The organism is Mesorhizobium sp. M0894 (assembly GCF_040319725.1).
Classification (GTDB): domain Bacteria; phylum Pseudomonadota; class Alphaproteobacteria; order Rhizobiales; family Rhizobiaceae; genus Mesorhizobium.
The window spans coordinates 91,818-117,059 of sequence record NZ_JAMYOG010000003.1 but is presented as its reverse complement, the minus strand read 5'-3'; the positions used below and the strand labels follow the sequence as shown (position 1 = coordinate 117,059).

Below are 25,242 nucleotides of genomic sequence, written 5' to 3'. Positions count from 1 at the left end.
AAGGGCTGCAATTTCTTGCAACTGAAAATGCAGCTCTGTGTCGGCATTCCTCGCTGCCGAACGTCCTCCGTGAAAAGAGGAGCAGACCTATGCCAAACAACAAGACCGTTTCGCAGGAAGACTGGTTTCAGGCGCACAAGGCGCATCTGGCGCGCGAAAAGGAATTGACGCGCTTTCGCGACCGCGTCGCCGCCGAACGCCGCGAATTGCCATGGCTGAAGATCCGCAAGGACTACGTCTTCGAAACCGAGCAAGGGCCAAAGAAACTGCCCGACCTGTTTGGCGGCAACAGCCAGTTGATCGTCTACCATTTCATGTTCGGGCCGGGCGCCGATTATCGTTGCGAGGGCTGCTCGTTCCTTGCCGACCACATCGACGGCGCCAACCAGCATCTCAGGCACCACGATGTTTCGCTTGTCGTGGTGGCGCGGGCGCCGCTGGCCGAGCTTCTGCCCTACAAGCAGCGCATGGGCTGGAAATTCGACTGGGTGTCGTCCTACGCATCGGACTTCAACTTCGATATGCAGGTGTCATTCACCGACAAGCAGATCGCGGCCGGCGACACGACCTACAATTTCGAGCGGCGCGCGCGGAGATCGAAGGACCTTCCCGGCACCAGCGTGTTCTATCGCGACGAGAAAGGCGACATCTTCCTGACTTTCATCTCGCGCTCCAGAGGCGGCGATCCGCTGATCGGCGCCTATCACTATCTCGACCTGACGCCGAAAGGCCGCAACGAAACCGGGCCGCATCATAGCCTCGCCGACTGGGTGCGGCTGCATGACGAGTATGAAGACCAATCCGGGACGCATGACTGCTGCCATTGAGGCGACAGGCTGTCGCTGCAAGGTCGTTCACCTTCAGTGCAACATGCGCTAAGTGCTGTTCGCTGTGCCCTAAAAGGGATTTGCCATGCGGCGCTTTCCGACCCTTCTCACCTGGCTCGCCTTTCCGGTCTATGTCTGGCAAGGACTTGGCGTGCGTCGCCGCACCACCCGCATGCTGCCGGCACAAGGTCCGGTCATGCACGAGATATCAGGCCAGGCGCCGGCAATCTCGCTGCTGGTGCTCGGCGATTCCTCCGCCGCCTCAGTCGGCATCGGCAATTCCGAAAACGGATTGGCCGCGCAACTGGCCGTTCTAATTGCGCAACGCACCGGCCGCACCGTGCGCTGGCGGGCAGCCGGCTTCAACTCGGCAACCTCTGGCCAGATCCGCGATCATGTGCTGCCCAATCTGTCGGCCGATCTGTGGACGCATATCGTGCTCGCCATCGGCACCAACGACACCAAGAATTTTCATTCGGTACCGCGCTTCAAGCGCGATTTTGGCGGCCTGCTCTACGCGCTGCGCGCCAAATGGCCGGAGGCGCGCGTGGTGTGGTCGCCGGTGCTGGAGTTCACCCGGGCGCCGGCAATGCCGCCGCTGCTCGGCAAGATCCTCGAGATCCGCGCCGGCGAGATGAACCGGATGGGCGAGCGCCTTTGCCTCGAGCGCGGCGCCATACCGGCGCCCCGCCTGCCGATCACTGACGCCGAGGCCGGCTTTGCGTCGGATGGATTTCATGCTTCGGAAGCCGGCTACCGCGCCTGGGCGGAACATCTGGCCGGCTTGGTGCTCGCCAACGAACCGGGCGTCGCGTAGCGGCTGCCGGCACTAAAGCGCGTCGCGTTCGATTGGCCTCATGCGACGCGCTTTAGGTTCTTTGTTTTACGTATGTCGTTGGCGCAAAACCGCTGCACACTTTTGCGCGACATGCATTACGTCCAGTGTCCGAGCACCACCGTAATCGAAATCGCGGCCATAGCCAACAGCGCCAGCTTCCAGAAATCGCTGCGCCGCTTCAGCCCCGGCCAGCCGAGCGGCTTGATGAGCTGGATGACCATCATGGCGATGATGACGAGCGCGAGAAGTTTCGACATGCAGCCTTTGATCAGCATCGCGGCTGGCTGTCAAAGCGGCTCCGCGATCGCGGTCTTTCCACCGCGGCACGCCTCTTTTCAGTACTGTTCGATCACTTCGGTGGACAAATTGGAACGCCGGTCATGAGAGCCGCACCCTCCTGACAGACTGCTGTCAGTAGGGGTGTGCGATAGTGCCTGCATCGAAAGAGAGGAGACCAGCCATGAACGGTTTTACCATTCTGCGTAGCGTGCAGCACTATGTCGGCAAGATCCGGACGATGCGCAATGAGATCCGCACCCAGCGTTTCATGAACACCCTGCCGGCGGACATCCGCAAGGATATTGGCTGGCCGGACATGTATGGCGACCGCCACAATGGCGGCAACTGAGGCAATCTTTCTGCCCGGCGTTTGGATGCGGCCCGGCGATGAGCTTAAACAGGCATGCTGAAGCCTCCTGACAGTATGGTGTCAGGAGGCTCGTGCCATAGTGGGATGGCCGTCAGAGACGGACGGCCGAGAGGACGATCGATGAAAAGCTGGACCGACAGGCTGAACACGCCTGGCATCAACGGCATAACACCGTCGCCACGCACCATCGCTGATGTCGTCGAAGGCCAGCCGATGCTGGTTCCTACAGCTCGCCAGGTCGATGCATTCATCCGCGCCATCCCCGAAGGCATGGACATGGATATCCGGGCTTTGCGCATGGCGCTCGCCATCGAGCACAGTGCCGAGGTGACATGTCCGGTCACCATCGGCTATCATCTGCGTACCGTCGCCGAGGCCGCCAACGAGGATCTTGAGCGTGGCATGGCGCTGGGCGACATTGCGCCGTTCTGGCGGGTGCTCGACGCAAGCACGCCGACAACGAGGAAACTGTCCTTCGGCGCGGCCTCCGTCGCCGCGCAGCGCAAGCGCGAAGGGCTGGAGCAATAGACGCCGAGGGACCATACGATGCGCCGCGCCGACAGGCTCTTCCAGATCGTGCAGCACCTGCGCGGTGGCCGTCTGGTCACCGCCCAGAAGCTGGGCACGTGGCTCGAGGTTTCCGAGCGGACCATCTATCGCGACATCGCCGACCTGCAGTCGACCGGCGTGCCGATCGACGGCGAGGCCGGTGTCGGCTACATGATGAGGGAGGGTTTCGACCTTCCGCCGCTGATGTTCACGCGTGACGAGATCGTCGCGCTGGTCGCGGGCGCCCGCATGGTGCGCGCCTTTGGCGGCGCGGCCATGGCGCGAGCCGCCGACGAGGCGCTGGTCAAGATCGGCGCCGTGCTGCCCGATGCCGAAAAGGACCGCATCGCCCGCACCGAGATCCACACGCCGATGTGGGTGGTAAGCGACGCCGCCCGCGAAGCCATCGACCTGATTGAGCGGTCCATCGAGAAACGTCAGGTGCTGACCATCGACTATTCGGATGAGGCCGGCCGCAGCACCGCACGCGACATCCGCCCGCTCGGCCTGTGGTTCTGGGGCAAGGTGTGGACCTTGGTCGCCTGGTGCGAGATGCGCGGCGATTTCCGCGCCTTCCGCATCGACCGCATCGCCTCGGTGGTCATCGCCGGCCGCACCTTCAAGCCGGAGCGCGGCAAGCAGCTCGCCGATTTCTACCGCGCGGTGGAACGCAGCGAGGACTACGGCATGGCACCGGACCGGGCGGCGCGAAGCTGACACGGAAGATCGCAAAAAAGCCCGCTTGAAAGCGGGCTTTTTGTTTCGGATGCGAGACCTCTATTCCTCTTCGTCCGTATCCTTGTCCTTCGACTTCAGCGCCGAAAGCTTGGCGAAGACGGCGTTGGCGTCGAGTTCGCGGTCCTCGTCCTTCGGCTTTTCCGGCGCCGGCACCAGCCGTTCGGTCAAGGCGGCCGGCAGCAGCGTATCGCCGACCGGCTGCGCCTGCTCGCGGCCGCGCGAGGCGCGGTTGATTTCCATGTCGAGGTCGATCTGCGACGTCAGGCCGAGCGTCACTGGATCCATCGGCTGGAGATTGGCGGAGTTCCAGTGTTTTCTGTCGCGGATCTGGTCGATCGTCGACTTCGTCGTGCCGACAAGGCGGGAAATCTGCGCATCCTTGAGCTCGGGATGGTTGCGCACCAGCCAGAGGATGGCGTTGGGCCGGTCCTGGCGCTTGGACAGCGGAGTGTAGCGCGGACCCTTGCGCTTGGATTCCGGCACCCGCACCTTGGGGTCGGAGAGCTTCAGCCGGTGGTTCGGGTCCTTCTCGGCGCGCGCGATCTCGTCGCGAGTGAGCTGGCCGGTCATGATCGGGTCCATACCCTTGATGCCTTGCGCAGATTCGCCGTCGGCGACCGCCTTGACCTCAAGCGGATGCAGTCCGCAGAACTGCGCGATCTGCTCGAAGGAAAGCGCTGTGTTGTCAACCAGCCAGACGGCGGTCGCTTTTGGCATCAGCAGCGTATTGGCCATTACAAAAATCCTTCTCGTTCGCCCGCGTTCCCGCGCGGGCGGTGGTTTACAGCCACCAAAATGGGAAAATCGCGGTCTATATAACTGCTCACTCGCCATTTCGCAATGTTTTTGGCAGGCGCGCGTCAAGGACGGCATGGCGGCGCGACCAGCAGACCGCGAAGGGTCGGCACATGAAGCCATGCAGTCGAAAGCTTCAAAAAGACAAAGCCCGCCAGACCAAGGTCGGGCGGGCTCGGAACCGACGACGGAAATCCGTCTGCTACGGCTCTGGCTTCTAAGGCTTGATCCCGAACCGCGGCTCGGCGTTGCGGAAAAGCAGCGCCCCGGTCTTCGGACAGGATCGTGCTCGAGATCAAAGCCCTTGGCGGGCGATTCTCTCTATGTCGCCGCGGTTGATGCCGAGATCATTGAGCTGACGAGCGTTCAGCCGGTTCAGTTCGCGCACGGTTTCGTTATACATGCGCCAGTTACGGAAAGCGCGGATCGGGTTCATGGTAGTCCTCCATCGTTTCGATGCCGCGTAAATAGGCATCGGCGATGAAAAATTGAACAGACGCTTTTGCATGGCGGCAATGCGTTTGTTGCATTGCACCATTAAGCCTTCGTTCAGCCTGTTTACCGGCCGTCAGGCGACATCGAGCACAATCTTGCCAATGTGCTCACCCTCCTCCATCCGCTCATGCGCCCGCCAGGCTTCCTTGAGCGGGAAGATCGTGTCCATCACCGGTGCAACCTTGCGCGTGCCGAGCAGCGGCCAAACCTGCGCCTCCAGCGCAGCCGCGACTGCCGCCTTGAAGTCCACCGTGCGTGGCCTGAGCAGCGAACCCGTGTGCACGAGCCGCTTGGCCATGATTTTGAAGAAATCGGCGCTCGCCACCGCTCCGCCCTGCGTCGCGATCTGGACGATGCGGCCCTCCACGGACGCAGCCTCGTAGTTTCGCGCGACATAATCGCCGCCGACCATGTCGAGGATGACGTTGGCGCCCTTGCCGCCGGTTGCCTCCTTGACCGCGGCGACGAAGTCCTCCTCGCGGTAGTTGACCGCCCGGTCGGCGCCGAGCTTGAGGCAGGCGTCGCATTTCTCCTTGCTGCCGGCGGTGGTGACGACATAAGCGCCGAAAGCGGCAGCAAGCTGGATCGCCGTCGTTCCGATACCCGATGAGCCGCCATGCACGAGCAGCGTCTCGCCGCTCTTCAGGCCGCCGCGCTCGAAGACATTGTGCCAAACAGTGAAGTAGTTTTCCGGCAGCGCCGCCGCTTCGGTGTAGGTAAAGCCGGCTGGCAGCGGCAGCACGCTGCCGGCATGAACCTTGACATATTCGGCATAGCCGCCGCCCGCCGTCAGCGCGCAGACCCGGTCGCCGACGCGCCAGCGCGATATCTCGTCGCCGAGGGCGGCGACTTCGCCCGCCGCTTCCAGGCCCGGCAGATCCGACGCACCCGGCGGCGGCGGATAGGCGCCCTTGCGCTGCTGCACGTCGGGCCGGTTGACGCCGGCGGCACGCACCCGGATCAGGATCTCGCCAGGGCCGGGTACCGGCACGTCGCGGGTTTCCGGTTTCAGCACCCGCGGCCCGCCCGGCTCCGAGATGGCGATCGCCATCATCCTGGTCGGAATTTTCTGTGCGTTCGCCATGAATTTTCCCGTCGTGTTTCGCCGGTTTCTAGCGCCAGCTGTTGCCGGCCATTTGCATCCATACCCCCGCCCTATGTATGCTCATTGGCAAATCAGGCAAATGGGCAATCACGGAGGAGCGACGATGGCGGTCTTCGACGACGAACCCAAGAAGAAAGCGCGCCCGCACGAGATCGGGCAGGATCTGTCGCTGCTTTCTGTCGATGAATTGTCCGAGCGGATCGGCATCCTGCGCGGCGAGATCGCCCGGCTGGAAGCCGAGCTCATGACCAAGGGCTCCACCAAGTCGGCGGCAGAGGCGCTGTTTCGCCGCGGATAGTACTGCGGGCAATTCCAAAAGCTCGGGCACGCCGCCGAAAAGCCCGAATGCCGCTGTCTCCAGACCTGTGCCCCGAACCCCAGCCGGATTGAACAATGTTCGCAAGCTACAGACCGATCCTCTCGCTGCTGCGCGGCACCGCGTTCCTGCTGGCGGCATCCGGGCTGCACGGGCTGCTGTTGCCGCTGCGCGGCCAGGTGGAGGGCTTCTCGACCGCATCGCTCGGCCTGATGGGCACGGCTTGGGCCGGCGGCTTCGTCACCGGCTGCTTCTTTGCGCCACGCATCGTGCGCCGCGCCGGTCATGTCAGGGCTTTCGGCGCCTTTGCCGCATCGGGAGCGATCGTCGCACTGCTCACCGGCCTGATCATTGATGAATATACCTGGATCCTGCTGCGCGCCTTCACCGGCTTCACCATGGCCGGTGCTTTCATGGTCATCGAAAGCTGGCTGAACGAGAAGGCCACCAACGAAAACCGCGGCACCGTCTTCGGCCTCTACATGATGGTCACCTATGCCTCGATCATGGGCGGTCAGATGATCGTTGCCGGCGGCGATGTGAAATCGGCGTCGCTATTCATGATCACCGGCATTCTGTTTTGCCTATCGCTGATCCCGACGGCGGTCTCGACGGCGTCGCACCCCAAGCCGCTGCAGGACGTGTCGCTTGACGTCAAAGGGCTCTACGTCAATTCGCCGGTGTCGGCGATCGCCTGCGTGCTGATCGGCATCGCCAACGGCGCCTGGGGCACGCTTGGTGCCGTTTATGGAGCTCGCATCGGCATCTCGACGGCCGAGATCGCGCTCATGATGAGCCTGGTGGTCATCGCCGGCGCCGCCATGCAGCTTCCGGCCGGGCGGCTCTCCGACACGACGGACCGTCGTTTCGTGCTGGCGGGCGCGGCTTTCGGCGCTGCGCTGTTCGCCATCGCCATCTTCCTGTTCGAACCGCGCTCCGGCGTCTTCGTCATCGTCTGCACCGCCGCCTACGGCGCCTTCGCCTACACGCTCTATTCGATCGCGGTGGCGCATGCCAACGACCATGCCCGATCGGAAGACTTCGTCAAAGTGTCGGGTGGCCTGCTGCTGCTTTATGGCTTCGGCACGATGATCGGCCCGCTGCTGGCCGCCGGCCTGATGGGCTGGATGCGTCCCGAGGGGCTGTTCCTGGCTACTGCGCTGGCGCATCTCTGCCTGGCCGCCTATACGCTGCTGCGCATCAGCCGTCGCGCGCCGGTGCCAATCGAAGGCCGCGATGCCTTCAAGACCCAGCCGGCCGACCGCTCGGTGACGCCGGAAGCGTTGCGGCTCGACCCACGCAGAAAAGCTGAAACCGACGGTTGAGATTCGAGACGCTTTGCCCCACAAATAAGGCATGATGCTTTCCGACGCCTTCATGGCGATTGCCGATCCCAACCGGCGCTATCTCTTGGAAGAGCTCCGGCGCGGACCGAAGACCGTCAACGAACTGGCCTCTGGCTTGCCGGTGTCCCGCCCGGCCGTTTCGCAGCATCTGAAGGTGCTGCTTGATGCCGGGCTGGTCAACGCCAAGCCGGAAGGCACCAGGCGCGTCTATACGGTCAGCAATGCCGGCTTCCTAAAGCTCAACATCTGGCTCGACCAGTTCTGGGATGCAGAGCAGCTCGGTTCACCCGGAAGCTGAGAGGCGTCGTCCGCGCGTCGGGCAGCTCGTGCAGCCTCGGGCCTGGAGCAATTCCAGGAAAAGTGTGAAACGGTTTTCCGTCCGGAATTGCGCAAAAACAAAGGGATAGAGCGGTTCGGCGTTTCCGTGAAACGATGAACCACTCTCTAGCCGTTGTTGTAGGGGAAGAGCTTGAAATAGGGCTGCGCTTCCTCGATCACACGGGCGACCGACGGGCGCCGCAGCAGCCGGTCGTGATAGCGCCTCACCGCAGGATATTTGTCGCCGAACGGCTCGACCTTGTTAGCGTAGAACAGCGCGGGGGCGGCGGCGCAGTCGGCCATGGTGAAGCTCCCGCCCACCGCCCATGTCCTCGACTGCATGTCCTGTTCGATGACGGCGTAGGAGCTGCGCAGCTGGGCGCGCGCCTGCTCGACGCCGAACGGATCGGTCTTGCCTTCCGGCCGCAGCCGGTCGCCGACGATCTTCTGCATCGGTTCCTGGACGTAGAAGTCATAGAAACGGTCGGCAAGCCGGGCCTGTCGGGCGAGGTCGAGATCGGCAGGGATCAGTTCGACCGGCCCAGGATAATACGCGTTGAGATATTCGATGACGATCGACGATTCCGGCACGGTCCGGTCCAGCGCATCGTCGCGCAGCACCGGCATCTTGCCGAGCGGCCACAATTTCAGAAACGCCGCGCGCGACTGTTCATTGCCGAGATCGACGACGACGGATGTGAATGGCGTGCCGTTCTCATAGAGCGCGATCAGCGGCTTCCAGCAGAAGGAGGCCAAGGGATGAAGATGCATAGTCAGGGACATTGGTTGTCGTTCCTTGGGTGGTTCGTCTCGCGGAAATTCGGTGTTGAGGTCAGGCTTGGTACTATTTGGCTTGGCTGTGGGTGACGATGGCATCGATGATCGCGGCCCAGTGGTCGGGATGCAGCTCGTGGCCGCCGCCCTCGATCCGGACCAGCCTTGCGCCGGCGACCGCGTCGGCAAGAGCGGCGCCATGCTCGACTGGAAAGATCGGATCGTCGGTGCCGTGGATAACGAGGAGCGGGATCTTCATCTCGTGCAGCCGCCCCGTCCAGTCCTGGCCGCTCCGATCTTCGCCGCTCCCATCTTCGCCGCTCTTGAGCATGAAATGATTGGTGGCGCTTAGAAAGCCGCCGGACCGGTCGTAATCCTGTTCGACGAAAGCCCGCGTGCGCTGCTCGTCGAATGAGCGTGCGGTGCCGGTGAGCGCATACGCGTCCTTGACGATGAAATCGACCGCCTGGCCACGGTCAGACCAGTCGACCTTCGCGCCTTCGTCCGAATGTTTCCTGTAGGCCTCGGTGGTTCCGGGCAGATGCGACGTATCAATGCCCAAGGGCGAGCTGCTGATCACCGTAAGCGAAGTGACACGCGACGGGTATTTCAACGCAACGAGCTGCGCAATCACGCCGCCCATCGACATGCCGACCACGTGCGCCTTTCGGATTCCCTGGTCGTCAAGGACGCGGATGGCATCGTCCGCCATGTCGTCGAATGTATAAGGCGGCTCGCCCGGCGCGTATTTCGTCGAACGGCCGGTATCGCGATTGTCATAGCGGACCACGAAGCGACCCTCGCCGGCCAGCTTCCGGCAAAACGCTTCCGGCCACCAGAGCATGGAAGCCATGGCGCCCATGATCAACAATACCGCCGGATGCGCCGGATCGCCGAACGTCTGGGATACGATTTCGGGGTGTTCGGCGTTTCTCATGGCTTTCCTCCTCGGGTCGCGAATCTGATTGCAATTTGCAATCGGTTGCACGATATTAAAACCGATACGATAATGCAACCGGTTTTTGGAGATTCGCATGAACATCGATCGCCGGTCCGGATGTCCGATCAATCTGTCGCTCGAAGTGTTCGGCGATCGGTGGAGCCTGATCATCCTTCGCGACATCATCTTCGGCGGCAGACGCCACTTTCGCGAGCTGCTCAATGGCTCGATGGAGGGCATCGCCTCCAACATCCTCGCCGACCGGCTGAAACGGCTGATGGAGCTCGGCATGCTGACCAAGGCGGACGATCCCTCCCACAAGCAGAAGGCGATCTACAGCCTGACCGAAATGGCTATTACGCTGGTGCCGATCCTGGCGCATCTCGGCGCCTGGGGCCGCGTCTGGCTCCCGGTCAGCGAAGAGCTCTCTATCCGTGCCGAGCTTCTGGAAAAAGGCGGCCCGCCGATGTGGGATAAGTTCATGAACGAGTTGCGCCACGAGCATCTAGGTGCGTCTCCCGCCCCATCTGGACCCACCGTGCGCGCGACCTTGCAGGCCGCATACGATGCGGTGATCGCCCGCAATGCGGAGCGAGTCGGGTGCGATCCGGCGCCATGACCAACTTATTTTCCCAATTGCGGGCTGGCTCTGCTATCAAGGGACTGAAGATAATTTACCGGATTGGATAACGCTCTTGGTCGAGAACTCTAAGGACACTGCCCGTGCGCGGGCCGATTTGCGTTTCAAGAAACAGGAAGAGGCAGCCACGGTGCGCCAGAAGGCCATGGCGGAATATGTCGCCGAGAGCGACGCTCGCCAGGCCAAAACCAACAAGCTGCGGGCGCTGCGCCTCGCCAAGGAAGCGGAAGACCTGGCCAATGCGCCTCCGGCGCCGGTGAAGAAGTCCCGCGCCAAGAAGAAATAAGCCGGCGCTCCTTGGATCGCATTGCTTCGTTTCGTACGCGGAACAGTTTTCACCGCGATCTGTTCTGCCGGTTGATAACTGGCGCGTTTAGGAGGCGGCCATGACCGCACTGACGCTCTACAAAGCCCTTGAGATCATCGCCGCCGCCTTTGCCAAGGGTGCCGAGCTCAAGCTCAGGCCGCTTGGCGTCTCGGTGCTCGATGCCGGCGCGCATCTGGTCTCGTTCCAGCGTCAGGACGGCGCCTCGTTCCTGCGTCCGCAAATGTCGGCCGGCAAGGCCTATGGCGCGCTCGCTATCGGCATGGGCTCGCGCCGGGTGGAGGCTTTCGCCAAGGAGCGCCCGCATCTGATAGCCGGCGTCTCCGACGTGTCGGGCGGACGCGTCCTGCCGGTCGTCGGCGGCGTGCTGATCCGCGATAAGGCTGGCACGATCATCGGAGCCGTCGGCATTTCCGGCGATACGTCGGACAATGATGAAACGGCAGCCATCGCTGGCATCGAGGCGGCTGGCTTCACCGCCGACCCGGGCTGAGCCGGAATCCTTAATTCATGTTGATGTCGCGGCTGGCCGACCGCATCGACACCGAAAAGCCGGCCAGCACGTCGATCAGTGCTATGACCATCAGTGTGAAGAAAACGGAATGGGCGGCGCCCTTCACCAGCAGGAATTCGACCAGATAGGCCACAAAGACGAAGGTCGACAAAAGGTGGTCCATGATCGAGGCATTTGTCGTTCGCGTCGACTTCACCACTTCGACGAACAAGAAGATCAATGCGATCAGCACGATGAGATCGCCGAGGGTCATCGAGAACACCCCGCCCGACATCATCCGGACCGAAAACATTTCGGTCGCCCACGGGTCGTCGCCGCTGCCGAATATTCCCAGAAGCCCGAGATTGTAGAGAATGAAAGGCACGATCAGCAGCGGAATGGCACCGAACATGTGGCGGCTCCGGTTGGACTGATCTTTGTAGAGTGCGCCCGGCGTTCGCCGTCAAGAATTTTCGTGCGGCCCATAAACACGGACAAAGACGGCGTGAAACAACAATGTCAGCCCCGGTCGGTATGATCAGTTGTCGACGAACGCAAAAAGACCGGCCAGTGGCCGGTCTTTTGCAATAATAAACCGTCGAAAGCTGTCTCAGCTTTCCTTCGGCTCCAGCACCTGGCGACCGCGATACATGCCGGTCTTCAGGTCGATATGGTGCGGACGGCGCATCTCGCCGGAGTTCTTGTCCTCGACATAGGTCGGGGCCTTCAGTGCGTCGGCGGAACGGCGCATGCCGCGCTTCGACGGAGAGGTTTTTCGTTTCGGAACGGCCATGGATATGCTCCACTACATGGTCAAAACGCCCCGGCGGCCCTCGTGAAAGGGCCACGTCAGGGGCCGGAATCTGAGAAAGTCGGCTGCCTATACACGCTCGATGGCGTTTTGGCCAGCGTCGCGGTGTTTTTTTTTGACACTATCGCAGGCAGCCGACATAGGCGCCGGCGCGGCCCGCGCGCCGTTCGATCAACGCGGCAAGCCGCCTCAGTCCCGGCCCGGGCTTCGCCGGATTGCGCACGATCGGGTTCGGCAAGGTGACGGCAAGCAGCGCTGCCTGTCGGCGCGACAGCTGTTTTGCCGAGACGCCGAAATGATGTTGGGCGGCGGCCTCGATGCCGTAGATGCCCGGTCCCCATTCGGCGATGTTGAGGTAGATCTCCATGATCCGCCGTTTCGACAGCACCGCATCGAAATAGACGGCCAGCGGCAGTTCGACGACCTTACGGACCGAGCCCAACGGCCGCGACCATAGATAAAGGTTCTTTACCGTCTGCATGGTGATGGTCGAGGCGCCACGCGTCATCTCGCCGGCGAGCGCATCGTCGACGACGCCGCGCAACTCGCCTAGATCGACGCCGCGATGGAAACAGAACTGCCCGTCCTCCGACATGATGACCGAATATGCCAGCACCGGCGCCACATCGTCGATAGAAACCCAGCGCCGATCGTAGCCGGAAAACGTCGCCAGGTCCTTCAGCATCAATGTCGAAACCGGGTGCACGAATGACGGCAGGTACAGAAAGGTCAGCACCACCGGCATCAGCGCCAGCACGATGGCGACAGCGATGCCGCGCCGGACCCAGCGTTGAAGACCGATGCGGCTGCCGCGTCTCGGTCTCGCCATGTCCAACCCTTCGGTTTCGTGATCGACGATCGGTTCCGCCAAGCCACCCAATCCGCGCTACTCCCTGCCCCCGGCATAATGGCGCTTGGCTTCTTGCGCAACGTCTGAGTGTCGGCTACCGCTCCCGACCATGACGAAAGACGACCAAATGGCGTTCGAGGCTGCACTTATTGCCCGGGCAGTTCCACTCGAGGCGCTGCTGAGGCGGTTGCTCGACGGGCGCACGCTTTCAGGCGAGATCGCGCGGCCGGAACGCCTGATGGCCGCGATGCGACATGGCGTGCTGAACGGCGGCAAACGACTGCGCCCCTTCCTGGTCATGGAAAGTTCTGCACTGTTTTCAGCCGACGTCGAGCCGGCGCTGCGCGTCGCGGCGGCGCTCGAATGCGTGCACTGCTATTCGCTCATCCATGACGATCTGCCGGCCATGGACGATGATGATTTGCGCCGTGGCCAGCCGACCGTGCACAGGGCTTTCGATGAAGCGACCGCCATTCTTGCCGGCGACGCCTTGCTGACGCTTGCCTTCGACATCCTTGCCGACGAGGCGACAATGCTGCCGGCCGAGCGCAGGGCAGCGCTGGTGCTGGCGCTGGCCCGCGCCGCAGGGGCCGGCAGCATGGTCGGCGGCCAGATGCTCGATCTCGAGGCCGAACAAAGCCGGCCGGACGAGGCTGGCATCATCCGGCTTCAGGCGATGAAAACCGGTGCGCTGATCCGCTTTGCCTGCGAAGCGGGCGCCATCCTTGCCGGCGCGCCGTCGCGCGACCGCGAAAGGCTGGCCGAATTCGGCTCGGCGATCGGGCTTGCCTTTCAGCTTGCCGACGATCTGCTCGACCTGACCGCCGACGCGCATCAGATGGGCAAGGCAACCGGCAAGGATGCCGCGGCCGGCAAGGCGACGCTGGTCGCGCTGCACGGACCGGACTGGGCGCGGGACCAGCTCCATGGCCTCGTCGACCAAGCTCATGCGCTGCTCGAGCCCTATGGCGAACAAGCCGCGCTTCTGAAACAAGCGGCGCAGTTCGTTGCGGCCCGCAACAATTAAGCTGCCCCCTATGGCGCACCGTACAGCCACGGAGGATTGGCGACTGTTCGGCCAGATGCCCTCGCAGCCGGCCGATCGGGATGATTTCCGGCGATGTCGGACCACATGGACTCGCCACGCCAGTTGCCGAACCATTCTTCAGCCTCGCGGCAGGGCTCCGCGGCTCGGGTCGACGCGGTCAGCCTTCGCCAGTTGTCTTTTCCACCACGGGCTGCGGAACCGGTTCCATTTCGGCCACCGCCTCGACCGCTCGCGCTTCGGCCGGCTTGCGCCGGTTGCGGATAAAGGCGGCGATACGGTCGCGGATTTCGCCGGCGCTGAGGAACACCGGAACGCGTGCCACCGGCGCGGTCGGCTCGAAGGATAGGCCAAGGCCGGTGATCCTGCCCTTGTCGTCGACGTCGCGGACGATCAGCTCGATCGGACCGAGCAGCACGCGGTCGGCATATTCGGCGTGGCCGCCGAGCCGCGCCGTGACCAGATCGCCAATGGTGAGCTTGCGTTCCGCTTCGGTCAGGCCCGGCGCGTAGGCGGTCTCCAGTTCCTCGGCGGAGCGTGACGGATCGACGGCAAAGGCGCCGAAGAAATCCGCATCCTCGGGATCGACCACGGCACGGCTGGCGAACAGCTTGTCGAGCAGGCGCGGATAGCGGTCCGGCACGAAGATGTAGACATGATCGCCGGCCGCCAGCCGGCCCATATCCTGGAAGCGCATCGAGCGTCCGTCTCGCAGCACAAGCGACGGCCGCGCCCAGCGCGGAATGCGTTCGCCGCGCGCCACCGGGCTGCCGGGTGCCACGCGGTAGGCAAGAAGCTCATGATGGGCGGAGCCCGGCAGTTCCAATTCGACCTTGTCGAGCGGTCCCAGGCGGGCCGGCACGATAAGGCCGAGGCGGCGCGCCAGCGGCCCGACGGTCCATCCCTGGATGACCAGAGAGACCAGCACGATGATGAAGGCGGTGTTGAAGATGAGGCGGCCGTTCTCAAGACCGCCGAGCAGCGGCGTGATAGCAAGCAGGATCGACACGGCGCCACGCAGGCCAACCCATGAGACAAAGGCGACTTCCGGGCGTGGCAGACGGAACGGCACCAGGCATAGCCAGACGGCGACTGGCCGTGCGACAAATATCAGGAACAGTCCGAGCAGCACCGCCGGCACCAGGATCGCCGGAAATTGCGAAGGCGTCGCGAACAGGCCGAGGATCAGGAACATGATGATCTGCGCCAACCACGACATGCCGTCCTGAAAGCGCTTGAGGATGGTGACAGCCCGGATATCGGAATTGCCGGCGATCAGGCCCGCGAGATAGACCGCCAGGAAGCCGGAGCCGCCGACGGCGCCGGCGGCGGCAAACACCATCAGCGACAGCGTCAGCACGAAGATCGGCAGCAGGCCGTGATCTAGATTGAGGCGATCGACAAGGCGCACGATGGCCATGCCGCCGAGAATACCGATGACCGCACCGAGCCCCATGTTGACAAGGAAACCGACGGCAAGATCGGTAACCAGCACCTTGGCCTCGGGGTGGGTGTTGGCGGCGATGACCTCGACCAGCGTGATGGTCAGGAAGATGGCGATCGGGTCATTGGTGCCGGATTCCACCTCGAGCGTCGAACGCACGCGCTCGCGCAAATTGATCTCGCCGGCGCGCAGCAGGAAGAACACCGCCGCGGCGTCGGTCGAGGCGACGGCGGCACCGAGCAGGAAGGATTCCAGCCATGTCAGGTCGAGCAAATAATAGGCGGCGGCGCCGAACAGGCCAGTGGTCAAAAGGACGCCGAAGGTCGCCAGCGACAGCGCCGGCCCGGCCGCCTGCCGCAAGGCATTGAGCGGCGTGCCGAAGCCGGAATCGAAAAGGATCACCGCCAGCGCCAATGAGCCGGCAAAATAGGCAAATCGGGCATTGTCGAAATGGATTCCGAGACCGTCGGTTCCGGTGGCAAGGCCGATGCAGAGAAACAGCAGCAGGAGGGGGGCGCCGAAACGGAAGGCGATCAGGCTCGAAAACGCGGCGGCAACGACAAGTGCTGCGCCAACGAGCGTCACCAGATAGATACCATGCTCCATTCGTTGGTCGCCCCTAGTCGATATGCTCCGGCATCACGGGAGAGTGGGGCGAAGACATGGCCGCTGCAAGGCAGCAGCGCGGCTTTTCGCCCTACGCTGCCGATAGTCGAATGTTTTGGCACCTCCGAGCAGCGGAGGCTGCCTCGGGGGGGCGTGCTGCAACGAAAAACGCCCGGACTGAGCCGGGCGTTGTCCAAGTCGAGAAGATGGTTCTGCGATCAGGCGATGGTCTTGCCGAAGGCGACAGCGGTGTCGCCCATGCGGTTGGAGAAGCCCCACTCATTGTCGTACCAGGCCAGCACCGAAACGAAATTGCCGTCCATGACCTTGGTCTGGTCGAGCGCCACGATCGAGGAGTGCGGATCGTGGTTGAAGTCGATAGAAACATTGGGATGACGAGTGACGGCAAGGATGTCCTTCAGCTTGCCGTTCGAAGCCGCGATTACCGCGTCGTTGATTTCCTGGACGGTGGTCGACCGCTTGGCGATGAACTTGAAATCGACCAGCGAGACGTTCGGGGTCGGCACGCGGATGGAGATGCCGTCGAGCTTGCCCTTGAGCTCGGGCAGTACCAGGCCGATGGCCTTGGCGGCACCGGTCGAGGTCGGAATCTGCGAAAGCGCGGCGGCGCGGGCGCGGTAGAGGTCCTTGTGCATGGTGTCCAGCGTCGGCTGGTCGCCAGTATAGGAGTGGATCGTCGTCATCATGCCCTTCTCGATGCCGACGGCCTCATTCAGCACGGCCGCCAGCGGCGCCAAGCAGTTGGTGGTGCAGGAGGCGTTCGAGATGACGATGTGGTCCTTGGTCAGCTTGTCGTGATTGATGCCATAGACGACGGTGAGGTCGGCCCCCTCCGCCGGAGCGGAGACGAGAACGCGCTTGGCACCGGCGGTCAGATGGGCGGCGGCCTTGTCGCGGGCGGTGAAGATGCCGGTGCATTCGAGCGCGATGTCGATGCCGAGTTCCTTCCACGGCAGTTGCGTCGGATCCTTGATCGCGGTGACCTTGAATTTTTCCTTGCCGACGATGATCTGATCGCCGTCAACCGTCACCTCATGCGGAAAGCGGCCATGCACGCTGTCGAAGCGCAGCAGATGCGCGTTGGTCTCGACCGGGCCGAGATCGTTGACGGCGACGACGTCGATATCCTTGCGGCCGGATTCGTGGATGGCGCGCAGGATGTTGCGGCCGATGCGGCCGAATCCATTGATGGCAACTCTGACGGTCATTGTTCTCTCCCTGGGAGTTGGGGGCCGAAGATCAAGTCCGCAGCTTCATAACGGCGGACGGGCAAAGAATCCAGCCGCCGAGGCTCGGATTTAAATCGATTAGTGCTCCGCCGGCCGGCAAAACCGCTATGCCAGCCTTTGCGGATCGGGGCTTAATTTCATTTGCCGTGCAGACGGGCTTCCGCCGCCTTCACCGTTGCTTCGGCGGTGATGCCGAAATGCGGATAGAGCTGTTCGATCGTGCCGGAGGCGCCGAAGCCGGTCATACCGATAAAGATGCCTTCGGTGCCGATGAAATAATCCCAGCCCTGACGGATGCCGGCTTCGATGGCAATCTTGAGCGGCGCATTGCCGATCATCCTGCTGCGATAGTCGGCGCTCTGCTTGTCGAACAATTCGAAGCACGGCACCGAGACGACGCGGGTAGCATGGCCGTGCTTTTCCAGCGCCTCGCGCGCGGCCAGGGCGATCTCGACCTCGGAGCCCGAAGCGAAGATTGTCACCGCCGCCTCGCCACTTGCGGCGGCAAGTTCATAGGCGCCGCGGCTGGAGAGGTTTTCCGCAACGAAGTCGTTGCGTACCGTCGGCAGGTTCTGCCGGGTCAGCGCCAAAGTCGAAGGCGTCTTTTCCGATTCAATGGCCAGCTGCCAGCATTCCGCGGTTTCCACCGCGTCGGCCGGGCGGAAGACATTGTGGTTCGGGATGGCGCGAAGTGCTGCCAGATGCTCGACCGGCTGATGGGTCGGGCCGTCTTCGCCAAGGCCGATGGAATCATGGGTCATGACGAAGATCGAGCGGATGCCCATCAACGAGGCAAGCCGCATCGCCGGACGGGCATAATCGGAAAAGCACATGAAGGTGCCGCCATAGGCGATAATGCCGCCATGCAGCGTCAGCCCGTTGAGCGCGGCCGCCATGCCGTGCTCGCGAATGCCGTAGTGGACATAGCGCTGGCCGTAATCGTCGGCAGTGATGTTCTTGGTCTGGCTGGTCTTGGTGTTGTTGGAGCCGGTCAAATCGGCCGAGCCGCCGATGGTTTCGGGCACGGCGCCGTTGATGACCTCCAGCGCCATTTCCGACGATTTGCGGGTGGCGACCTTCGGCTTGTCGGCGGCGAGCTTCTTCTTGTAATCGCCAATGACAGCATCGAAGTTGGCCGGCAGCGTGCCACCGATGCGGCGTTCGAATTCGCCGCGCAATTTGGTGTCGGCCTTGGCAAGGCGGCTTTCCCAGTCGGTGCGCGCCTTGACGCCGGCCCGGCCGGCGGTACGCCATGCGTCGAGGATATCGGCCGGAACCTCGAACGGCGGATAATCCCAGCCGAAGAATTTTCTGGCGCCGGCGATTTCCTCGGCGCCGAGCGGCGAGCCATGCGCCTTGTTGGTACCGGCCTTGGTCGGCGCGCCGAAGCCGATCGTCGTCTTGCAGGCAATCATCGTCGGCTTGTCGGAGTGGCGGGCCGCTTCAATGGCATAGGCGATCGCTTCCGGGTCCTGGCCGTCGATATGGCTGGCGTTCCAGCCGGACGCCTGGAAGCGGGCGACCTGATCGGTGTTGTCGGCCAGCGACACCGGGCCGTCGATTGAGATGTTGTTGTTGTCCCAGAAGACGATCAGCTTGTTCAGCTTCAGATGTCCGGCAAGCGCGATGGCTTCCTGGGACACGCCTTCCATCAGGCAGCCGTCACCGGCCAGCACATAGGTGTAGTGGTCGACGAGATCGTTGCCGAAAGCGGCATTCATGATGCGCTCGCCGAGCGCGAAACCGACCGAATTGGCAAGGCCCTGGCCGAGTGGGCCCGTCGTCGTCTCGATGCCGGCGGCATGGCCGTATTCCGGGTGGCCCGCGGTCCTCGACCCCAATTGGCGGAACTGCTTGATCTGGTCGATGGTGATGTCTTCGTAGCCGGTCAGATAGAGCAGCGAGTAAAGCAGCATCGAGCCGTGGCCGGCCGACAGGATAAAGCGGTCGCGATCCGGCCAATGCGGGTTCTTCGGATCGTATTTGAGAAAGCGGGTGAACAGCACGGTGGCGATGTCGGCACAGCCCATGGGCAGCCCGGGGTGGCCGGAGTTTGCCTTCTCGACGGCGTCCATGGCGAGAAAACGGATCGCATTGGCCATCCGGTCATGTTGTTCGCGCGAGGTCATGCTTCCTCCAAAATGGGGGTTTGGGCCTTGGGAAAGCCCTTGAAAAGGGTGCGCGACACATAGCAGGCGCGGCCTTTTAGTCAACAAATCGGTGTGCTTTTGCCGGTCTTGTGATGGCCATGCACCACTTACATTAGCGTTAGCAGGGGACAGTCGCGATCGCTTTATTGACGTGCGGTTCACACGGCGCGTAATGTTTCAGGGATAACGCGTTCTGAACGTGGATGATTCGGTGATGGGCAGGGCGCAGGACGAAAGCCATGACCGGGGAAACGACCCTCAAGGAAGTCATTGCCAGGCTGGGTAAGGCCATCGAAGGGCTGGAAAACGCCGTCGCGGCCAAGCTCGAGCACGAGCGGGACTATTCGGAAGCCGAGGCCGAAGTGCAGCGGATGAACGCCGACCGCTCGCGGCTGGCGCAGGAACTCGACAATTCCGAGGCCCGCGCCGAACGGCTGGAAGATGCCAACAAGGAAGTGTCGCGAAGGCTGGTGACAGCCATGGAGACCATCCGCGCGGTACTGGACAGGTAGGCCAATGGCACAAGTCACGGTTTCCATCGACGGCAAGCAGTATCGGATGGCCTGCGACGAGGGCCAGGAAGAGCATCTGATCGATCTTGCCGAGCGCTTCGACCGCTATGTCTCGCATCTGAAGGATTCTTTTGGCGAGATCGGCGACCAGAGGCTGACCGTGATGGCCGGCATCATGGTCATGGACGAGCTTTCAGAACTGCAAAAGCGGGTCAAGGGCATGGAAAGCGAAGTGCTGACGCTGCGCAAGACGCGCGACGACGCACTGACCAAGGCCGACAAGAACGATTCCGTGCTGACCGGGGCGCTCGGCGCGTTGGCCCAGCGCATGGAAGACCTGACGACGACGTTAGCAGTGAGCAAGGCCTGAGCCAGCGCAGCGAAAATTCCTGCTGCATTTGCCGAGAAGCAATGAAAATATTTCGCCGCCGGCCTCGATGCCGGCGCAACAGCCGTTTGAAGGATGACGCCGGAGTGGTAGAAAGGCAAAAGCAGCGCCGGTCAACGCCGGCTGCGATCTGCACTCACAAGGTAGGGACATGTCATGAGCCTCCGCATCAACGATATCGCGCCGGACTTCACCGCTGAGACCACGCAAGGACCGATCAGCTTCCATGAATGGATCGGCGACGGCTGGGCGGTATTGTTCAGCCATCCGAAGAACTTTACGCCGGTTTGCACAACCGAACTCGGCACGATGGCCGGGCTCGAAGGCGAGTTCAGGAAGCGCAACGTTAAGATCATCGGCATCTCGGTCGATCCCGTCGAAAGCCATGGAAAGTGGCAGAACGACATCAAGACGGCGACCGGCCATTCGGTGAATTACCCGCTGATCGGCGACAAGGATCTCAAGGTCGCCAAGCTTTACGAGATGCTGCCGGCGGGTGCCGGCGAGAGCTCGGAGGGCCGCACGCCCGCCGACAATGCCACGGTGCGTTCGGTCTACGTCATCGGGCCCGACAAGAAGATCAAGCTGGTCCTCACCTATCCGATGACGACGGGCCGCAACTTCGACGAAATCCTGCGCGCCATCGATTCCATGCAACTGACCGCCAAGCACCAGGTGGCGACGCCGGCGAACTGGAAGCAGGGCGAGGACGTCATCATCACCGCTGCTGTCTCGAATGAGGATGCCATCAAGCGCTTCGGCGCCTACGAGACAATCCTGCCATATCTCAGGAAAACCAAGCAGCCTTCCGCCTGAGCAAGCAGAGGCGGCACGGAGAAATTTTTGGTTTTCCTAGCCGTGTGAGCACGGGGTGCTTGACGACGCCTGGTTGACGGACAACCATGCCTTTCATTTGCCGTGGCTGAGAAAATCATTCCTGCCACGGTGAGAGATCAAGGGGGCTGGGATTGGACGCATTATCGGCCAGGTCGCAGGTCACCGGCTTCTATGACAAGCCGAGCGGGTCCGTCCAGTATGTGGTCGCCGACATGGCGACCCGCAAATGCGCCATTATCGATCCGGTGCTCGACTTCGACGAAAGGTCCGGTGCAACGGCAACGAAAAACGCCGACGCCTTGCTCGACTTCGTCAGGGAAAGCGGGCTGGAGGTCGAGTGGATCCTCGACACGCATCCGCATGCCGACCATTTGTCCGCCGTCCATTATCTGAGGGGGAGAACCGGAGCGCCGACGGCAATCGGCGAGAGGATCATCGACGTCCAGAAATTGTGGAAGGTGATCTACAACTGGCCGGAATTCCCCGCCGACGGTTCGCAATGGGACAGGCTGTTCGCCGACGGCGCGACTTTTTCGGTCGGCGGCCTTCCGGCAAGAGTGCTGTTTTCGCCGGGCCACACCCTGGCCTCGATTACTTACGTCATCGGCGACGCCGCCTTCATCCACGACACGCTGTTCATGCCGGACAGCGGCACCGCAAGGGCAGACTTTCCCGGCGGCAGCGCCGAGCGGCTCTGGCGTTCGATCGAGGACATCCTGGCACTGCCGGACGAGACACGTCTGTTCGTCGGTCACGACTACCAGCCGGGTGACCGCGAAGCGCGCTGGGAAAGCACGGTCGCGGAACAGAAAGCCGGCAACATCCATGTTGCCGGCTGCAAGACGGAAGCCGACTTCGTCGCGCTCCGCCAAGCCCGCGACAGGACGTTGCCGATGCCGCGGCTGATCCTGCACGCGCTGCAGGTCAATATGAATGGCGGACGCCTGCCGGAACCGGAATCCAACGGGCGGCGCTATCTGAAATTTCCGCTCGATTGCCTCTGAGGAGATGGGTCGTTGGCACTACAATGCCATTCAAACTCTGCGATGGTCATCCAAGTTATTGATCCAGATTCGATTTTTGCGATGTTTGAATCCGAGAGGTCCATGCGGGAAGACGGTGGCGGCAGCCGGATGAGGAGCGGCGCAGACGCCAGCTAAGTGTTTAGTCCAGCGTCAGGGTTTTGTTCGGCGGGCTAAATGTTCATACGTGATTTGCCAAGGATCGCTCTGGGAAGATCTTTCCTCGCCGATCCAATGGAAGCTGTTGGCAGTGATCTCAGTGAAACGCCATCGAGTTTTCAGACCGCGCGAGTCATTGCCGAGCTGGACAATGTCCTTACCCTCGGCCCGGCCGATCTGGCGCGAGTGATCCCGGTTGAGCGGGTCGTTCCATATGATATGCCAGCCATCGATCCCAGGGTCGAAGATGCGCAAGGTTGTGCCATACATCGCGGACGGAGCAGGGCGCTTGGGCCTGATCCAAACGTCCTGAACCGCGCGGCCTTCGAGCACCCAGCCAAAATGGCATTCTCCATTCCATTTCTGGATTGTCCCGTCATCGAGGTAGTGGACCGTGTCCATTTCCCAGCTTCCAATTAGCCATCCATACAGGTCCATGTCTTTCGCTCGGTCGGCTGGGGGACCTTCGGATCCGAGAGCGGTCAGAAACGGAGAAATCGTCATCGTCATACTGCCTTTCGTTTCCGAACAGACGAGTTCAACTGCCCGGCGCGGCCCGGCGGCCCGTTGTCGCCCGCCTGCCGCAAGCGCCGCCTTGTGGAATTTTGCAACGGAAGCCCGTGTCGGCGCCGGAACATTGCCGCCACAGCTTGCAGCGTTGCGGTTTCCAGGGCTTGGGGAAAATTGCGGTAATGCCGCTATCGATGAGATCGTCTGCGGACACGATGGCGAGGCTACTGAGCAGTTTGTGGCAGTGGATCGGACATCCGCGAAGGCGCCGCGGAACTGGCAACCCTCTAAAATACAGGCGGCGCCAGTTACGTGGCGCCGCCGTTATTTGTTTCTATCGGGAGGCTTTACGCCGCCGGCTGCGCCTCGATGGTGCGAAGCGCCTGCATCTGGCGCTTGGCCGCGGCCTTGACCGCGTCCTGCACCTTCTCGAATGCGCGCACCTCGATCTGGCGCACGCGCTCGCGGCTGATATCGAACTCGGCCGACAGCTCTTCCAGCGTCAACGGCTCATCGGCGAGGCGGCGCGCCTCGAAGATGCGGCGTTCGCGGTCGTTGAGCACGGCAAGAGCGCCCGACAGCATGCCGCGCCGGTTTTCCAGCTCGTCCTGCTCGATCAGCATCTCTTCCTGGCTTTCGTGGTCGTCAACCAGCCAGTCCTGCCATTCGCCGGATTCGCCTTCGCTTGCCCGGATGGGCGCATTGAGCGAGGCGTCGCCCGACAGACGACGGTTCATCGACACGACTTCCGCTTCCGAGACGTTCAGCCGGGTGGCGATCTCGGTGATCTGGTCGGGCTTCAAATCGCCTTCGTCGAGCGCCTGGATCTTGCCCTTCACCTTGCGCAGGTTGAAGAACAGGCGCTTCTGGTTGGCGGTGGTGCCCATCTTGACCAGGCTCCACGAGCGCAGGATGTATTCCTGGATCGAGGCCTTGATCCACCACATCGCATAGGTGGCGAGACGGAAGCCGCGCTCCGGTTCGAATTTCTTGACGGCCTGCATCAGGCCGACATTGCCTTCCGAGATCACCTCGCCGATCGGCAGGCCGTAGCCGCGATAGCCCATGGCGATCTTGGCGACGAGCCGAAGGTGGCTGGTGACGAGCTTGTGCGCAGCCGTGGTGTCCTCATGCTCGGCGTAGCGCTTGGCGAGCATGTACTCTTCCTGCGGCTGAAGCATCGGAAAACGGCGGATTTCTTCCAGGTAGCGGCTGAGGCCGCCTTCGCCGGAAACGATACTGGGTAGTGACTGGGCCATTATAGCGCCCCCTCTCTATTGGAGTGATGCCCCCGAAACGCGGCAGGCATGTGGCGCGAATGCCAAAGGCACATTCGCGCCAACCGACATATATAGGAACAAAACCAGAAAGACAGGCATTTGTTCAACACGAAACAGTGTGTCACGCTGAAGTGAACAACGCCGGTCAGGTTTTCAGGTGGTTGGTTCAAAGCTTGCGGAAGCCGTCGACGAGGTTCTCCATGTCCCACGGTATCGGTGCTTCGAACCTCATCATTAAATGGGTATCCGGATGCCGAAATGCAAGGAGGCGGGCGTGCAACGCTTGTCGCGGAAATGCTTTCACTTTGCTGGTTAGCGGCGCAGGCAACCGGTTGGCCTTGGTGCGGAAAGCCTGGCCGTATTCGGGGTCGCCAATCACCGGATGGCCGATATGGGCCATGTGGACGCGTATCTGGTGGGTGCGACCGGTTTCCAGCCGGCATTCGACCAGGCTCGCCGTGGCGAATTCCTGCTGCTGCTCGCCAAAGCGCTCAATGACGGTGAAATGCGTTATGGCGTGGCGGGCATCGTCGCGGCCTTGCGGCACCACGGCGCGGCGTACCCGGTCGGCGGCGCGGCCGAGCGGCGCGTCGACCATCCCCGTCGGCCTTGCCGGTATGCCCCAGACCAACGCCAGATAGGCGCGCTCGAGATCGCCGGTCAGGCCGTGGTCGGCAAAGGCCTCCGACAACGCCTTGTGGGCGCGATCGGTCTTGGCGACGACCATGACGCCACTGGTCTCCTTGTCGAGGCGATGGACGATGCCCGGCCGTCTCACCCCGCCGATGCCCGACAGGCTGTTGCCGCAATGATGGATCAGCGCGTTGACCAGCGTGCCGGTCCAGTTGCCGGCGCCGGGATGCACGACCAACCCGGCCGGCTTGTTGATGACGATCAGCTCGCTGTCCTCGTAGAGGACATCCAGCGCAATATCTTCGCCTTGCGGCTCCGCCGGTTCCGGCTCCGGCATGTCGACCGACACGCTGTCACCTTGTGCCATCTTGCGCTTCGTCTCGCTGGCTGGCCTGCCGCCGATCCTGACCGCGCCCTGCTTTATCAGCATCTGCACCCGGCTGCGCGACATGTCGGGGCCGAGCCTGGCCGCCAGCCATTGGTCGAGCCGTTGGCCGGCCGCATCGGCGCCGGCCTCCAGCACGATCTGTCTGGCCCCTATTAATTGTCTGACCTCTTCGTTATGAGCGCTCATCGAAAACAGTTCCGGAATCTGCT

At 62.5% G+C, this 25,242-nt stretch carries 31 protein-coding genes; 16 read left to right on the top strand and 15 right to left on the bottom strand.

The annotated features are described in order from the left end of the window. Positions 1-89 precede the first annotated feature (89 nt). Positions 90-827, top strand: coding sequence for a DUF899 domain-containing protein (locus NKH91_RS06835; protein WP_023720981.1), 738 nt, complete (start codon positions 90-92; stop codon positions 825-827). 85 nt (positions 828-912) lie between these two features. Beyond that, positions 913-1,644, top strand: coding sequence for an SGNH/GDSL hydrolase family protein (locus tag NKH91_RS06830; protein ID WP_352847167.1), 732 nt, complete (start codon positions 913-915; stop codon positions 1,642-1,644). Positions 1,645-1,760: 116 nt separating this feature from the next. On the opposite strand, the gene NKH91_RS06825 is transcribed toward NKH91_RS06830, so the two are convergent. Continuing rightward, complete coding sequence (locus tag NKH91_RS06825) at positions 1,761-1,922, bottom strand: hypothetical protein (RefSeq protein ID WP_352847169.1); 162 nt, start codon at positions 1,920-1,922, stop codon at positions 1,761-1,763. A 203-nt stretch (positions 1,923-2,125) separates the two neighbouring features. Between NKH91_RS06825 and NKH91_RS06820 the strand changes: the two genes are divergently transcribed. The 3 genes from NKH91_RS06820 (at position 2,126) to NKH91_RS06810 (ending at position 3,580) form a co-directional block, all read left to right on the top strand. Further along, positions 2,126-2,293, top strand: coding sequence for a hypothetical protein (locus tag NKH91_RS06820; RefSeq protein ID WP_023720979.1), 168 nt, complete (start codon positions 2,126-2,128; stop codon positions 2,291-2,293). A gap of 141 nt (positions 2,294-2,434) precedes the next feature. Further along, entirely contained in the window at positions 2,435-2,842 is a 408-nt protein-coding gene (locus NKH91_RS06815; protein ID WP_352815082.1) for a hypothetical protein, read from the top strand. Positions 2,843-2,860: 18 nt separating this feature from the next. After that, positions 2,861-3,580, top strand: a complete 720-nt coding sequence (locus NKH91_RS06810) for a helix-turn-helix transcriptional regulator (RefSeq protein WP_023678491.1) — start codon at positions 2,861-2,863, stop codon at positions 3,578-3,580. 60 nt (positions 3,581-3,640) lie between these two features. Here NKH91_RS06810 and NKH91_RS06805 read toward each other — a convergent pair whose 3' ends face one another. The 3 genes from NKH91_RS06805 to NKH91_RS06795 form a co-directional block, all read right to left on the bottom strand. Next, complete coding sequence (locus NKH91_RS06805) at positions 3,641-4,336, bottom strand: DUF1013 domain-containing protein (RefSeq protein WP_352847172.1); 696 nt, start codon at positions 4,334-4,336, stop codon at positions 3,641-3,643. Positions 4,337-4,691: 355 nt separating this feature from the next. Continuing rightward, positions 4,692-4,832, bottom strand: a complete 141-nt coding sequence (locus NKH91_RS06800; protein WP_023720976.1) for a DUF1127 domain-containing protein — start codon at positions 4,830-4,832, stop codon at positions 4,692-4,694. A 132-nt stretch (positions 4,833-4,964) separates the two neighbouring features. Then, complete coding sequence (locus tag NKH91_RS06795; protein WP_352847175.1) at positions 4,965-5,975, bottom strand: NAD(P)H-quinone oxidoreductase; 1,011 nt, start codon at positions 5,973-5,975, stop codon at positions 4,965-4,967. Positions 5,976-6,099: 124 nt separating this feature from the next. Here NKH91_RS06795 and NKH91_RS06790 point away from each other — a divergent pair, with 124 nt between their 5' ends. The 3 genes from NKH91_RS06790 to NKH91_RS06780 all read left to right on the top strand — a co-directional run bounded on the left by NKH91_RS06790 (position 6,100) and on the right by NKH91_RS06780 (position 7,956). After that, positions 6,100-6,294: a DUF1192 domain-containing protein gene (locus NKH91_RS06790; protein WP_023720974.1), complete on the top strand. Its 195-nt coding sequence runs from the start codon at positions 6,100-6,102 to the stop codon at positions 6,292-6,294. Between the two features lie 95 nt (positions 6,295-6,389). After that, on the top strand, positions 6,390-7,637 hold the full coding sequence (locus NKH91_RS06785; protein WP_352480880.1) for an MFS transporter: 1,248 nt from the start codon (positions 6,390-6,392) through the stop codon (positions 7,635-7,637). 31 nt (positions 7,638-7,668) lie between these two features. Next, on the top strand, positions 7,669-7,956 hold the full coding sequence (locus tag NKH91_RS06780; protein ID WP_023720972.1) for an ArsR/SmtB family transcription factor: 288 nt from the start codon (positions 7,669-7,671) through the stop codon (positions 7,954-7,956). Positions 7,957-8,102: 146 nt separating this feature from the next. Here the strand turns inward: NKH91_RS06780 and NKH91_RS06775 are convergent, their stop codons facing one another. Next, positions 8,103-8,759 (bottom strand): glutathione S-transferase family protein, encoded by a 657-nt coding sequence (locus tag NKH91_RS06775; protein ID WP_352847178.1) that lies wholly within the window; start codon positions 8,757-8,759, stop codon positions 8,103-8,105. A gap of 61 nt (positions 8,760-8,820) precedes the next feature. After that, a complete protein-coding gene (locus tag NKH91_RS06770) occupies positions 8,821-9,687 on the bottom strand; it encodes an alpha/beta fold hydrolase (RefSeq protein ID WP_352847180.1) in 867 nt (288 codons plus the stop codon). A gap of 97 nt (positions 9,688-9,784) precedes the next feature. Here NKH91_RS06770 and NKH91_RS06765 point away from each other — a divergent pair, with 97 nt between their 5' ends. The 3 genes from NKH91_RS06765 (at position 9,785) to NKH91_RS06755 (ending at position 11,148) form a co-directional block, all read left to right on the top strand. After that, positions 9,785-10,309, top strand: a complete 525-nt coding sequence (locus tag NKH91_RS06765) for a winged helix-turn-helix transcriptional regulator (RefSeq protein ID WP_352640174.1) — start codon at positions 9,785-9,787, stop codon at positions 10,307-10,309. Between the two features lie 76 nt (positions 10,310-10,385). Then, on the top strand, positions 10,386-10,616 hold the full coding sequence (locus NKH91_RS06760; RefSeq protein WP_023720968.1) for a hypothetical protein: 231 nt from the start codon (positions 10,386-10,388) through the stop codon (positions 10,614-10,616). A gap of 100 nt (positions 10,617-10,716) precedes the next feature. Beyond that, entirely contained in the window at positions 10,717-11,148 is a 432-nt protein-coding gene (locus NKH91_RS06755; protein ID WP_352847184.1) for a GlcG/HbpS family heme-binding protein, read from the top strand. A 10-nt stretch (positions 11,149-11,158) separates the two neighbouring features. Here the strand turns inward: NKH91_RS06755 and NKH91_RS06750 are convergent, their stop codons facing one another. From NKH91_RS06750 to NKH91_RS06740, 3 genes are all read right to left on the bottom strand, one after another. Next, the gene (locus NKH91_RS06750) at positions 11,159-11,560 is read right to left on the bottom strand and encodes a hypothetical protein (protein WP_023720966.1); all 402 of its coding nucleotides are present in this window, start codon (positions 11,558-11,560) and stop codon (positions 11,159-11,161) included. Between the two features lie 198 nt (positions 11,561-11,758). Further along, on the bottom strand, positions 11,759-11,941 hold the full coding sequence (gene rpmF / locus NKH91_RS06745) for a 50S ribosomal protein L32 (protein ID WP_006203806.1): 183 nt from the start codon (positions 11,939-11,941) through the stop codon (positions 11,759-11,761). Positions 11,942-12,080: 139 nt separating this feature from the next. Then, the gene (locus tag NKH91_RS06740) at positions 12,081-12,839 is read right to left on the bottom strand and encodes a transglycosylase domain-containing protein (RefSeq protein WP_031194544.1); all 759 of its coding nucleotides are present in this window, start codon (positions 12,837-12,839) and stop codon (positions 12,081-12,083) included. A gap of 79 nt (positions 12,840-12,918) precedes the next feature. Between NKH91_RS06740 and NKH91_RS06735 the strand changes: the two genes are divergently transcribed. Next, a complete protein-coding gene (locus NKH91_RS06735; protein ID WP_352640176.1) occupies positions 12,919-13,836 on the top strand; it encodes a polyprenyl synthetase family protein in 918 nt (305 codons plus the stop codon). Positions 13,837-14,014: 178 nt separating this feature from the next. Here the strand turns inward: NKH91_RS06735 and NKH91_RS06730 are convergent, their stop codons facing one another. The 3 genes from NKH91_RS06730 to tkt all read right to left on the bottom strand — a co-directional run bounded on the left by NKH91_RS06730 (position 14,015) and on the right by tkt (position 19,283). After that, positions 14,015-15,904 (bottom strand): potassium/proton antiporter, encoded by a 1,890-nt coding sequence (locus tag NKH91_RS06730; RefSeq protein ID WP_023720962.1) that lies wholly within the window; start codon positions 15,902-15,904, stop codon positions 14,015-14,017. A gap of 218 nt (positions 15,905-16,122) precedes the next feature. After that, on the bottom strand, positions 16,123-17,133 hold the full coding sequence (gene gap, locus NKH91_RS06725; protein WP_023720961.1) for a type I glyceraldehyde-3-phosphate dehydrogenase: 1,011 nt from the start codon (positions 17,131-17,133) through the stop codon (positions 16,123-16,125). A gap of 158 nt (positions 17,134-17,291) precedes the next feature. Then, a complete protein-coding gene (tkt, locus tag NKH91_RS06720) occupies positions 17,292-19,283 on the bottom strand; it encodes a transketolase (RefSeq protein ID WP_352847187.1) in 1,992 nt (663 codons plus the stop codon). Positions 19,284-19,543: 260 nt separating this feature from the next. Here tkt and NKH91_RS06715 point away from each other — a divergent pair, with 260 nt between their 5' ends. The 4 genes from NKH91_RS06715 to NKH91_RS06700 all read left to right on the top strand — a co-directional run bounded on the left by NKH91_RS06715 (position 19,544) and on the right by NKH91_RS06700 (position 22,045). Then, entirely contained in the window at positions 19,544-19,816 is a 273-nt protein-coding gene (locus NKH91_RS06715) for a DUF4164 domain-containing protein (protein ID WP_006200774.1), read from the top strand. 4 nt (positions 19,817-19,820) lie between these two features. Beyond that, a complete protein-coding gene (locus NKH91_RS06710; RefSeq protein ID WP_023720959.1) occupies positions 19,821-20,186 on the top strand; it encodes a cell division protein ZapA in 366 nt (121 codons plus the stop codon). Positions 20,187-20,360: 174 nt separating this feature from the next. Next, complete coding sequence (locus tag NKH91_RS06705; RefSeq protein WP_023720958.1) at positions 20,361-21,020, top strand: peroxiredoxin; 660 nt, start codon at positions 20,361-20,363, stop codon at positions 21,018-21,020. Positions 21,021-21,172: 152 nt separating this feature from the next. Beyond that, positions 21,173-22,045, top strand: coding sequence for an MBL fold metallo-hydrolase (locus tag NKH91_RS06700; RefSeq protein ID WP_352847189.1), 873 nt, complete (start codon positions 21,173-21,175; stop codon positions 22,043-22,045). Between the two features lie 171 nt (positions 22,046-22,216). On the opposite strand, the gene NKH91_RS06695 is transcribed toward NKH91_RS06700, so the two are convergent. The 3 genes from NKH91_RS06695 to NKH91_RS06685 all read right to left on the bottom strand — a co-directional run bounded on the left by NKH91_RS06695 (position 22,217) and on the right by NKH91_RS06685 (position 25,219). After that, positions 22,217-22,732: a hypothetical protein gene (locus NKH91_RS06695; protein ID WP_352847191.1), complete on the bottom strand. Its 516-nt coding sequence runs from the start codon at positions 22,730-22,732 to the stop codon at positions 22,217-22,219. A gap of 347 nt (positions 22,733-23,079) precedes the next feature. Further along, positions 23,080-23,991 carry an RNA polymerase sigma factor RpoH gene (gene rpoH / locus NKH91_RS06690; RefSeq protein ID WP_023720954.1) on the bottom strand — a complete coding sequence of 304 codons (912 nt, stop codon included), beginning with the start codon at positions 23,989-23,991 and terminating at the stop codon, positions 23,080-23,082. Between the two features lie 187 nt (positions 23,992-24,178). Continuing rightward, positions 24,179-25,219 (bottom strand): RluA family pseudouridine synthase, encoded by a 1,041-nt coding sequence (locus NKH91_RS06685; protein WP_352847192.1) that lies wholly within the window; start codon positions 25,217-25,219, stop codon positions 24,179-24,181. Between the last annotated feature and the right edge of the window lie 23 nt (positions 25,220-25,242).